The organism is Streptomyces sp. NPDC057623, from assembly GCF_042800355.1.
In the GTDB taxonomy this organism is placed as follows: domain Bacteria; phylum Actinomycetota; class Actinomycetes; order Streptomycetales; family Streptomycetaceae; genus Streptomyces.
In genome coordinates this window covers 125881-137236 of sequence record NZ_JBHVGZ010000013.1, presented here as the reverse complement: position 1 = coordinate 137236, position 11356 = coordinate 125881, and the positions used below count along the sequence as shown (strand labels likewise).

Genomic DNA, 11356 nt, shown 5'->3' with positions numbered 1-11356 from the left:
GGAAAGGGTAAGAAATGCACGGGACATGGCGTGATCGTCGCCGCTAGCGTGCGGGCATGAGTCTCGTACGCCGTGCCACACCCGAGGACGCGGAGGAAGTGCTGCGTCTGCGCCAGGTGATGATCGACGCGCTGCCCGGCGGGGACACGTCCAGGGAGTGGCACGCGGGCTCGCTCCCGGCGCTGCGGGGGAAGCTGGGCGCGCCGGACGGGGACTTCGCCGCGTTCGTCGTCGACCACCCGGACCGGCCGGGGGAGCTGGCCGCACTGGTGGTCGGGACGGTCGACTACCGGATCGGTAAGGCGGGCAATCCGGGCGGGCTGGCGGGGTACGTCTTCAGCGTCGCCACCGACCCGCGGGCCCGGCGTCGCGGGTACGCGCGCGCGTGCATGGACGAGTTGCTGGCGTGGTTCCGGGAGCGGGGTGCCGGGCAGGTCATGCTCACCGCGTCGGCGGAGGCCGAGCCGATGTACGCCTCCCTCGGCTTCGTCCACAAGCCGGACCCCACGATGATCCTGAAGCTCTGAGCGCCTTAGGCTCGTGAGCATGTCCTTGCAGAGCCTCGCGCTGATCGAAGACTGGCCGGTTCCCACCGCCGCGGCGGGTGTCGTACGGGCGGACGGCACCGTCCTGGGTACGCACGGTCCGGTCGGGCACCGCTTCCCCCTCGCCTCGGTCACCAAGCCGCTGGCCGCCTACGCCGTGCTCGTCGCGTACGAGGAAGGGGCGGTCGAGCTCGACGAGCCGGCCGGGCCGCAGGGCTCGACGGTGCGTCATCTGCTCGCGCACACCTCGGGGCTGGCGTTCGACGAGCACCGGGTGACGGCCCCGCCCGGGGAGCGGCGGCTGTACTCCAACGCCGGATTCGAGCAGCTCGGGGACCATGTCGCCAAGGCGACGGACATTCCGTTCGCCGAGTATCTGCGGCAGGCGGTGCTGGAGCCGCTGGGCATGACGGCCACGTCCCTGGAGGGATCCCCGGCGAAGGACGGCGTGTCGACGGTCGAGGATCTGCTGCGGTTCGCGGCCGAGGTGCAGGCGCCGCGTCTGCTGGACCCGCGCACGGTCGCCGAGGCGATGACCGTGCAGTACCCGGGGACGAAGGGCGTGCTGCCGGGGTACGGGCACCAGAACCCCAACGACTGGGGGCTCGGCTTCGAGATCCGTGACGGCAAGTCCCCGCACTGGACGGGCGCTTCGTCGTCGCCGCGCACCTTCGGTCATTTCGGGCAGTCGGGTACGTTCCTGTGGGCCGACCCGGACGCGGGAGTGGCCTGCGTCGCGCTGACGGACCGGGCGTTCGGTCCCTGGGCCGTCGAGGTGTGGCCGACGTTCACGGACGCCGTGCGCGCCGAGGCCGGACGGTAGCCGCGGTCACCTGTCCCGGGGGGACCCCGGCTCCGGCAGGGCGCCGAGTTTCTCGCCGGTGCCCTCCGTGTCGATGTGCGGCAGGATCCGGTCCAGCCGGCGCGGCGTCCACCAGGCGTGCCGGCCCAGCAGTGTCATCACGGCCGGCACCATGAGCAGCCGGACCACCGTGGCGTCGATGAGCACGCTGACGGCGAGGCCCAGCCCCAGCATCTTGACCACGATGTTGTCGCTGATGATGAAGGCCGCGAAGACGCTCACCATGATCAGCGCGGCGCAGGTGATGACGCGCGCGGTGATCTCCAGCGCGTGGGCGACCGAGTCCTTGGCGTCCCCGGTGCGCAGCCATGCCTCGTGCACCCGGGACAGCAGGAAGATCTCGTAGTCCATGCTGAGCCCGAAGATGATGGCGAACATCATCATCGGCACATAGCTCTCGATGGGCACCTTGCCGTGGACCCCCAGGGCGGGCCCGCCCCAGCCCCACTGGAACACGGCGACGACGACGCCGTACGAGGCCGCGATCGACAGGACGTTGAGGACGGCGGCCTTCACGGCGACGAGCAGGCCGCGGAAGACCGCGAGGACGATCAGGAAGGCGAGGCCGACCACGACCGCGATGATCACCGGCAGCCGCTGGGCGACGATGTCGCGGAAGTCGACCTGGGCGGCCGTGGTCCCGGTGACGTAGCCCTTGGCGTCGGTGCCGGACAGCGCGCCGGGGAGGGTGTCGTCGTAGAGCCGGTTCGTCAGGTCGGTGGTGTCCTTGTTCTGCGGGGACACCGACGAGTAGACCGTGCCGACCAGGACGTCGCCGTCCTGGGTCGGCTGCAGCGGACTGACGAAGGAGGTTCCGGACGCGTCGTTCAGGGCCTGCTGGGTCTTCGAGGCCACGTCCGAGCGCTGTGAGTCCGGTACGTTCGTCTGGTCGACGACGATGGTGAGCGGCCCGTTGGAGCCCGCGCCGAACGCGTCCGTCATCAGGTCGAAGGCCCGCCGGTCGGTGAAGGACGTGGGGTCGGCGCCGTCGCCGATGTGACCGAGCTGGATCGAGAAGACGGGGATGGCCAGCACCGCCACGGTGACCACGCCGGCGGACAGGTACCGCCACGGATGGTGCTCGACGCGCTTGGCGTAGCGGTGCCAGGTGCCCTGGGTCGTGTCGCCCCCGGGCTCGGTCTCGGCGATCGGCCTGCGCACGTGCCAGCGGTCGACGTTGCGGCCGATCAGCCCCAGCATGGCCGGGACCAGGGTCAGCGCGCCCAGGACGGCGGAGACGACCGTGACGGCCGCGGCGACGCCGAGCAGGCCGATGAAGCTCACGCCGGACACCCACAGGCCCATCAGGGCGACGATCACCGTGGTGCCGGAGACCAGCACCGCGCGTCCGGAGGTGGCGGCGGCGTGGCCGGCGGCGCGCACCGGATCGGCGCCGTCCATGAGGCCCTGCCGGTGCCGGGTGAGCAGGAAGAGGGCGTAGTCGATGCCGACGCCGAGGCCGATCATCGTGGCCAGGGTGGGCGACACCGTGGCGAAGGTGAACGCGATGGCGAGCAGCCCCAGGCAGGCGAGGCCGCCGACCACGCCGACCAGCGCGGTGACCAGCGGAAGTCCCGCGGCGAGCACACTGCCGAAGCCGATCAACAGGACGACGATGGCGACGCCGAACCCGATGGCCTCGCTGATCCGGTCGTTGCCGGCGGGCCGCTCCAGCTCGCCCAGCGATCCGCCGTACTCGACGTCGACGCCGGCCTGTCTGAGCGGCTCCACGGCGTTGTCGACGCCGGTCAGGTAGCTGTCGCCGAGGAGGGAGGGCTGTTCGTTGAAGCGGATGGTGATGTAGCCGGTCTGCCCGTCCGAGGACAGTGGCCCGACCTTCGAGGAGGTGGCCTCCAGCGGGTTCTGCACGGACAGCACGTTCGGCAGCTTCTGGAGGTCTGCGACGGTGGTCGAGATCTGCGAGCCGACCGAGGTCAGGGGCTTGTCGGCGTCGTGCATGACGATCTGGCTGCCGTAGCCGCCGGCCTGCGGATCGTGCTCCTTGAGGACGTCCAGGCCCTTCTCGGACTGCACGTCGGACAGCGCGAAGTTGTCCGAGTACTCCCCGCCGTGGATGTGGTTCAGCGCCTGGAGCGCGCCGAGCGCCACGACCCAGGCGACGATCACGATCACGAAGTGCTGGGCGCACCACTCACCGAGACGTCGCAGCCCCCCGGTCGGGGCGTCCCCCCGTCCCCCTGCGGTCTTGCGTCTGGCCATGGGCTCGGCTCTTCTCTGCCGGGCGGCAGTCGGACACATCCATTGGACGCCGCCCCGACCACTTGGGCATCTTGAGCCCCACGCCTAACGGGCCATCTCCCACATCAGCAGCTCGGCCGGGCTCACCCCCACCGCCTCCACGTCCTTGGCGTCCGTGAGACGCGCGGAGTCCCCGGCGCCCAGGTCCTCGCCGTCCAGGAGTACGTCACCGCGCACGACATGGACGTACAGGTACGCCCCGTCCGGCACCGCCGTCCGCTCCCCCGCCCCCAGCCGCCGTACGTGGAGCATCGCGCCCGCCTCCGGGACGGCGTACGGCGTCGAGTCCGCGATGCCGTGGACGATCTCGTACGCCGGGTCGCCGCCCGGCGTCAGCGGGGCCAGCCAGGTCTGGAGGAAGGTCAGCGGCGTGTCGGCGTCGTTGCGCTCCACGTGCCGAACGCCGCCCGCCGAGCTCAGCCGCTGCACGTCCCCGGGGCCGACCCGGGTCTCGTGGCCGGTGGAGTCGCGGTGGGTCAGCTCGCCCTCGACGACCCACGTCACGATCTCGGTGTGGCTGTGGGGGTGCTCGTCGAAGCCGGCGCCGGGGGCGAGCCGCTCCTCGTTGCAGGCGATCATCGCGCCGAAGCGGAGGTTGTCGGGGTCGTAGTGCGGGCCGAAGGAGAAGGCGTGGCGCGACTCGATGCCCACTGCCGGATCCCCTCCGGGGTAGCGCTCCGCGGCGCGCCGTACGTCCATCACGGGACCACGTTAGCCCTGCCGGATGCCGGACAGCCGGACCGCGCCACCAACACCCTGCGGTCCGTTCCCCCGCCCCCGCCGCCCCTACCCGTCCCATCCCCTGAAGGGGCTCCGCCCCTTCGACCCCGGCAACCGCCGGACGGGCTGGAGATGCCCCCCGGCCGAGCCGTCAAGCCCTCGACCACAACCCCCTCTGGCACGCACCCCCGTCCCGATAAGGCAGTCTTGTCCCCGTGCCCGAACCCGTAGCCCGTAATTCCGAAGCCGCCGCGCACGACGTCCACCCGCACTCCGCGACCCTGAAGCGGCTCGAGAAATCCTCCGGTTCTCTCGCCGCGCAGGCCATCGCGCGGATGGACGAGACGCTGTCGTGGTACCGGGCGATGCCCCCGGAGAACCGTTCCTGGATCGGTCTGGTCGCCCAGGCCGGTATCGCCGCCTTCACCGAGTGGTTCCGGCATCCCGACGCCCCACAGGCGATCTCCACCGATGTCTTCGGGACCGCGCCGCGCGAGCTGACCCGCGCGATCACCCTGCGGCAGACCGTCGAGATGGTGCGGACGACCATCGAGGTCATGGAGTCGGCCATCGACGAGGTCGCCGCTCCCGGTGACGAGAACGTGCTGCGGGAGGCGCTGCTCGTCTACGCCCGTGAGATCGCCTTCGCCACCGCCCAGGTGTACGCCCAGGCCGCCGAGGCACGCGGTGCCTGGGACGCCCGCCTGGAGTCCCTCGTCGTGAACGCCGTGCTCAGTGGCGAGGCCGACGAGGGCGCCGTGTCGCGGGCCGCCGCGCTGGGGTGGAACTCGCCGGAGCACGTGTGTGTCGTGCTCGGGACCGCGCCCGACGGGGACAGCGAGCTGACCGTCGAGGCCATCCGGCGGGCCGCCCGGCACGCCAAGCTCCAGGTGCTGACCGGGGTGCTCGGGGACCGGCTCGTCGTCATCGCGGGCGGCAGCGACAATCCCATCGCCGTGGCGAAGTCCCTGATCGGGCCGTATGCCGCCGGTCCGGTCGTGGCGGGGCCCGTCGTACCCGATCTGCTGGCCGCCACCCGGTCCGCGCAGGCCGCCGCCGCCGGGCTGAAGGCATGTTCCGCCTGGCAGGACGCCCCGCGGCCGGTGCTCGCGGACGATCTCCTGCCGGAGCGTGCCATCGCCGGGGATCCCAGCGCGCGCGAGCAGTTGGTGGAGGAGATCTACAGACCGCTGGAGGAGGCCGGGTCGGCCCTTCTGGAGACGCTCTCGGTCTATCTGGAGCAGGCGAGCAGCCTGGAGGGGGCCGCGCGGATGCTCTTCGTGCATCCCAACACCGTGCGCTACCGGCTTCGACGTGTGACTGACGTCACCGGCTGGTCGCCGTCCGATGTACGCTCCGCGTTCACTCTGCGGATCGCGCTCATCCTGGGGCGTCTGGTCGACGCCGATCTTCAGCTCTAGGGTTTTGTCGGGGGCCCACAAAACCCCCTCGTGTTCTTCGTCCTTGTCCCCACGGGCGGCCGTGCCCGTCCCCAAGAGAGAGTGTGAGAGTGCTCGTACTCGTCGCTCCCGGCCAGGGCGCCCAGACGCCCGGCTTCCTGACCCCCTGGCTCGAACTCCCCGGTGCCGCGGACCGCGTCGCCGCGTGGTCCGACGCCATCGGACTGGACCTCGCCCACTACGGCACCCAGGCCGACGCGGACGCCATCCGGGATACGTCCGTGGCGCAGCCGCTCCTCGTCGCCGCCGGCCTCCTGTCCGCCGCGGCACTCGGTGCTGAGACGTCGGCCGCCGACGCGGCGGGCCGGCTGGGCGCCGTCGCGGGACACAGCGTCGGTGAGTTCACCGCGGCCGCCCTCGCGGGTGTCCTCGACGACACCGCCGCGCTCACCCTCGTACGCAAGCGGGGCCTGGCCATGGCCGAGGCCGCCGCGATCACCGAGACCGGTATGTCGGCGCTGCTCGGCGGCGACCCCGAGACCTCCGTCGCGCACCTGGAGAAGCTCGGTCTGACCCCGGCGAACATCAACGGCGCCGGTCAGATCGTGGCCGCGGGCACCATGGAGCAGCTCGCCGCGCTGAACGAGGACAAGCCCGAGGGGGTGCGCAAGGTCGTCCCGCTGAAGGTCGCGGGCGCCTTCCACACGCACCACATGGGCCCCGCCGTCGAGAAGCTGGCCGAGGCCGCCAAGGAACTCGTCGCCGCCGACCCGAAGCTCACGTACGTCTCCAACAAGGACGGCGAGGCGGTCGCCACCGGCGCCGAGGTGCTGGAGCGCCTCGTCGGGCAGGTCGCCAACCCGGTCCGCTGGGACCTGTGCATGGAGACCTTCAAGGCGCTCGGCGTCACCGCCCTGATCGAGGTCTGCCCCGGCGGCACGCTGACCGGGCTCGCCAAGCGCGCGCTGCCCGGCGTCAGGACGCTGGCCCTGAAGACCCCCGACGACCTCGACGCTGCTCGCGCGCTCATCGCCGAGACGACGACACCTGCCGCTGACGCGGCGGGCGCCTGACAAGGAGCCCGAGAGCATGACGAAGCTGAAGCCCAGCAAGGGCGCCCCGTACGCGCGCATCCTCGGTGTCGGCGGTTACCGGCCGGTCCGGGTGGTGCCGAACGAGGTGATCCTGGAGAAGATCGACTCGTCCGACGAGTGGATCCGTTCGCGCTCCGGCATCGAGACGCGGCACTGGGCGAACGACGAGGAGACCGTCGCCGCGATGTCGGTCGAGGCGTCCGGCAAGGCGATCGCCGACGCCGGGATCACCGCCGAGCAGATCGGCGGCGTGATCGTCTCGACCGTCTCGAACTTCCGGCAGACCCCGGCCGTCGCCACCGAGATCGCCGACAAGCTCGGCACGAACAAGGCCGCCGCCTTCGACATCTCGGCCGGCTGCGCGGGCTTCGGCTACGGCCTGACCCTCGCCAAGGGCATGATCGTCGAGGGTTCCGCCGAGTACGTCCTGGTCATCGGCGTGGAGCGGCTGAGCGACCTCACCGACCTGGAGGACCGCGCCACGGCCTTCCTGTTCGGCGACGGCGCCGGCGCGGTCGTGGTCGGCCCCTCCCAGGAACCGCACATCGGCCCGACCGTGTGGGGTTCCGAGGGCGACAAGTCCGAGACGATCAAGCAGACGGTGCCGTGGAACGAGTACCGCGTCGGCGACCTCGACAAGCTCCCGCTCGACAGCGAGGGCAACGTCAAGTTCCCCGCGATCACGCAGGAGGGCCAGGCGGTGTTCCGCTGGGCCGTGTTCGAGATGGCGAAGGTCGCCCAGCAGGCGCTGGACGCGGCCGGAATCACCCCGGACGACCTGGACGTCTTCATTCCGCACCAGGCCAACGAGCGGATCATCGACTCGATGGTGAAGACACTCAAGCTGCCGGAGCACGTCACGGTCGCCCGCGACGTGCGCACCACCGGCAACACCTCGGCCGCCTCGATCCCGCTCGCGATGGAGCGGCTCCTGGCGACCGGCGAGGCGAAGAGCGGCGACACTGCACTAGTCATCGGATTCGGGGCGGGTCTCGTATACGCCGCCACGGTCGTTACTCTCCCCTAGGCACTCCGTGCCGGATCTTGTGAGCCGGCCCGGGAAGCGCACCACCCGCCGCTGCCGTGGCGGGAGCCAAAACTCAGTACAACCTGAACAAACAACGAAGGAGCGCCAAGATGGCCGCCACTCAGGAAGAGATCGTCGCCGGTCTCGCCGACATCGTGAACGAGATCGCCGGCATCCCGGTTGAGGACGTCCAGCTGGACAAGTCCTTCACCGACGACCTGGACGTCGACTCGCTGTCCATGGTCGAGGTCGTCGTCGCCGCCGAAGAGCGCTTCGACGTCAAGATCCCCGACGAGGACGTCAAGAACCTCAAGACCGTCGGCGACGCGACCGACTACATCCTCAAGAACCAGGGCTGATCCTCCGATCACAACCCTGGGCTGACTGCCCCGCCACCCGGCGGTGGCGCCGCTGAATCCCCATTCCTTGGAGAAAGAATTCCCGTGAGCCCGACCAATCGCACCGTGGTCGTCACCGGTATCGGCGCAACCACACCGCTGGGTGGCGACGCAGCCTCTACCTGGGAGGGCCTGATCGCCGGCAAGTCCGGCGTCAAGCCCCTGGAGCAGGAGTGGGCCGCCGACCAGGCGGTCCGTATCGCCGCGCCGGTCGCCGTGGAGCCGAGCGAGGTCATTCCTCGGCCGCAGGCCCGCCGCCTGGACCGCTCGGCGCAGTTCGCGCTGATCGCGGCCAAGGAGGCGTGGGCCGACGCCGGGTTCGAGGCCAGGGCCGGTGAGGACCCGACCGTCGATCCCGACCGTCTGGGCGCGGTCGTCGCCTCCGGCATCGGTGGCGTGACGACACTGCTCGACCAGTACGACGTGCTGAAGGAGAAGGGCGTCCGCCGCGTCTCCCCGCACACCGTCCCCATGCTGATGCCGAACGGCCCGTCGGCCAACGTGGGCCTGCTCGTGGGCGCCCGTGCGGGCGTGCACACGCCGGTCTCCGCCTGCGCGTCGGGCGCCGAGGCCATCGGCTACGCCATCGAGATGATCCGGACCGGCCGCGCCGACATCGTGGTCGCCGGCGGCACGGAGGCGGCGATCCACCCGCTGCCCATCGCCGCGTTCGGCAACATGATGGCGATGTCCAAGAACAACGACGACCCGCAGGGCGCGTCGCGTCCCTACGACGTCGCCCGCGACGGCTTCGTCCTCGGTGAGGGCGCCGGCGTGATCGTCCTGGAGTCCGCGGAGCACGCGGCGAAGCGCGGGGCGCGCGTGTACGCCGAGGCTGTCGGGCAGGGCATCTCGGCCGACGCCCACGACATCGTGCAGCCGGAGCCGGAGGGCCGCGGTATCTCGCAGGCCCTGCAGAACCTGCTGGATCGCAACGACCTGGACCCGGCGGAGATCGTGCATGTCAACGCGCATGCGACGTCGACGCCGGCCGGTGACATCGCCGAGCTCAAGGCGCTGCGGAAGGTGTTCGGTGACGATGCCGACCACATGGCCGTCTCGGCCACCAAGTCCATGACGGGGCACCTGCTGGGTGGTGCCGGCGGTGTCGAGACGGTCGCGACCGTGCTCGCGCTGTACCACCGGGTGGCTCCGCCGACCATCAACGTCGAGAACCTGGACCCGGAGGCCGAGGCGAACGCCGACGTCATCCGCGGGGAGGCGCGCAAGCTGCCCGTCGAGGGGCGGATCGCCGCGCTGAACGACTCGTTCGGCTTCGGTGGGCACAACGTGGTGCTGGCGTTCCGGTCGGTCTGATCGCGGCGTCAGTCGAGGATGGCCCGGACTCTGGGAAGAGTCCGGGCCATCGCTGTGGGTGGTGCGGTTGTGTGCCGGGTTCCGGTTTCTAGACCACCTGGTGCAACCAGCGGACCGGGGCGCCTTCGCCGGCGTACCGGAACGGCTCCAACTCGTCGTCCCACGGCTTGCCGAGCAGCTTGGCGATCTCCGCCTCCAGGTCGGTCTCGCCGCCCTGTGAACGGGCCAGGGCCGCCCTCAACCGGTCCTCGGGGATCAGGATGTCGCCGTGGATGCCGGTGACGGCGTGGAAGATGCCCAGGTCGGGGGTGCAGCTGTAGCGCTCGCCCTCGGCGGTGGGGCAGGGCTCGGACGTCACCTCGAAGCGGAGCAGATGCCAGCCGCGCAGGGCGGAGGCCAGCTTGGAGGCCGTGCCCGCCTCGGCCTGCCAGGAGAACTCCGAGCGCCAGGTGCCGGGCGCGGCCGGCTGCCGGATCCAGTCGAGGTTGACGCGCGTGCCGAGCACCCCGGCGACGGCCCACTCGACATGCGGGCACAGCGCGCGCGGCGCGGAGTGCACGTACAGAACTCCACGTGTCGTCACCGGGACCTCCGGGCAGAGCGGACATCTTGCGAACTGGCGGACGATAGTGGCCGGGCAGCCACGTTGATGGCGAGGCTACCGTGCGGCGGCGCAAGGAGTGTGACGTACCGTCGGTCCCGGTGCCGCCAAACGCCCGCCATTCACCCGGCAGGACGCTTGTACGGGTGTGAGCCGTTGCATGAGCCGGACGGGAACCCTTGTGCGTTGTTATGGGTTGGAGACCATGACAGGCCGAGCGAGGGGATGGACCACGGATGCCGAAGCGACGGCACCTTTCGCGCGCGGTCTTCGCCGCCGTGACCGCGACCGTGCTGGGCGTCGCCGGCTGTGACGCCGTGGGCGGCAACTCCCCGGCGCCGTCCGGATCCGACGCGCCGAGCGCCCGGCCGTCGCCGAAGCCGACGCCGACCTGGGACCGCAGTCCCGCGTCGGTCGCGGCCGTGGGCGACTCCATCACGACCGGTTTCGACGCCTGTGCGGTCCTGTCGGACTGTCCCGAGGTGTCGTGGGCGACCGGCAGCAGTCCTCAGGTCGACAGTCTCGCCGTACGGCTGCTGGGGAAGGCGAACGCCGCCGGGCGCAGCTGGAACCACGCCGTGACCGGGGCGCGGATGACGGACGTGGCCGGGCAGATGGCCCGGGCGGTGGCGCACAGGCCGGAGTTGGTGACGGTCATGGCGGGGGCGAACGACGCCTGCCGGGACACGCCCGACGCGATGACGTCGGTGGCCGACTTCCGGACGCAGTTCGAGGACGCCATGGGCACGTTGCGGGAGGCGCTGCCGAAGACCCAGGTGTACGTCGCGAGCGTGCCGAACCTGATGCGGCTGTGGGAGCAGGGCCGTACCAGCCCGGTGGGCAGACAGGTGTGGAAGCTCGGCATCTGCCCGTCGATGCTGGGCGACGCCGAGTCCGTCACGGCGGCGGCCAACCAGCGGCGCGAGACGGTGCAGGCGCGCGTCGAGGCGTACAACAAGGTGCTGGAGGAGGTCTGTGCGAAGGACCGCCGGTGCCGGTTCGACGACGGCGCGGTGTACGAGTTCCGCTTCGGCGGCACCCAGCTGAGCCAGTGGGACTGGTTCCATCCGAGTGTGAACGGTCAGGCGCGGCTGGCCGAGATCGCCTACCGGACGGTCACGAACTAGGGTTCC

Annotated in this window: 11 protein-coding genes; 8 read left to right on the top strand and 3 right to left on the bottom strand. The window is 71.0% G+C overall.

Annotation, left to right across the window (positions count from 1 at the left end; translation table 11 throughout):
• Nucleotides 1-56 precede the first annotated feature (56 nt).
• Nucleotides 57-527, top strand: a complete 471-nt coding sequence (locus tag ACFU95_RS16540; RefSeq protein ID WP_383827724.1) for a GNAT family N-acetyltransferase — start codon at nt 57-59, stop codon at nt 525-527.
• Nucleotides 528-546: 19 nt separating this feature from the next.
• Nucleotides 547-1368: a serine hydrolase domain-containing protein gene (locus ACFU95_RS16535; protein WP_383827722.1), complete on the top strand. Its 822-nt coding sequence runs from the start codon at nt 547-549 to the stop codon at nt 1366-1368.
• Nucleotides 1369-1374: 6 nt separating this feature from the next.
• Here the strand turns inward: ACFU95_RS16535 and ACFU95_RS16530 are convergent, their stop codons facing one another.
• A complete protein-coding gene (locus ACFU95_RS16530; RefSeq protein ID WP_383827720.1) occupies nt 1375-3627 on the bottom strand; it encodes an MMPL family transporter in 2253 nt (750 codons plus the stop codon).
• 84 nt (nt 3628-3711) lie between these two features.
• Entirely contained in the window at nt 3712-4365 is a 654-nt protein-coding gene (locus tag ACFU95_RS16525; protein ID WP_383827862.1) for a pirin family protein, read from the bottom strand.
• 236 nt (nt 4366-4601) lie between these two features.
• Here ACFU95_RS16525 and ACFU95_RS16520 point away from each other — a divergent pair, with 236 nt between their 5' ends.
• From ACFU95_RS16520 to fabF, 5 genes are all read left to right on the top strand, one after another.
• Nucleotides 4602-5807: a PucR family transcriptional regulator gene (locus ACFU95_RS16520; RefSeq protein ID WP_383827718.1), complete on the top strand. Its 1206-nt coding sequence runs from the start codon at nt 4602-4604 to the stop codon at nt 5805-5807.
• Between the two features lie 89 nt (nt 5808-5896).
• Nucleotides 5897-6859 carry an ACP S-malonyltransferase gene (locus ACFU95_RS16515; protein ID WP_383827716.1) on the top strand — a complete coding sequence of 321 codons (963 nt, stop codon included), beginning with the start codon at nt 5897-5899 and terminating at the stop codon, nt 6857-6859.
• Between the two features lie 16 nt (nt 6860-6875).
• Nucleotides 6876-7907: a ketoacyl-ACP synthase III gene (locus ACFU95_RS16510; RefSeq protein ID WP_383827714.1), complete on the top strand. Its 1032-nt coding sequence runs from the start codon at nt 6876-6878 to the stop codon at nt 7905-7907.
• Between the two features lie 110 nt (nt 7908-8017).
• Nucleotides 8018-8266, top strand: a complete 249-nt coding sequence (locus ACFU95_RS16505; RefSeq protein WP_019067091.1) for an acyl carrier protein — start codon at nt 8018-8020, stop codon at nt 8264-8266.
• A gap of 84 nt (nt 8267-8350) precedes the next feature.
• Nucleotides 8351-9622, top strand: a complete 1272-nt coding sequence (gene fabF, locus ACFU95_RS16500; RefSeq protein WP_383827712.1) for a beta-ketoacyl-ACP synthase II — start codon at nt 8351-8353, stop codon at nt 9620-9622.
• Between the two features lie 88 nt (nt 9623-9710).
• On the opposite strand, the gene ACFU95_RS16495 is transcribed toward fabF, so the two are convergent.
• The gene (locus tag ACFU95_RS16495) at nt 9711-10205 is read right to left on the bottom strand and encodes a DUF3145 domain-containing protein (RefSeq protein WP_383827710.1); all 495 of its coding nucleotides are present in this window, start codon (nt 10203-10205) and stop codon (nt 9711-9713) included.
• Between the two features lie 254 nt (nt 10206-10459).
• On the opposite strand from ACFU95_RS16495, the gene ACFU95_RS16490 reads away from it, so the two are divergent.
• The gene (locus ACFU95_RS16490; RefSeq protein WP_383827708.1) at nt 10460-11350 is read left to right on the top strand and encodes an SGNH/GDSL hydrolase family protein; all 891 of its coding nucleotides are present in this window, start codon (nt 10460-10462) and stop codon (nt 11348-11350) included.
• Nucleotides 11351-11356 lie beyond the last annotated feature (6 nt).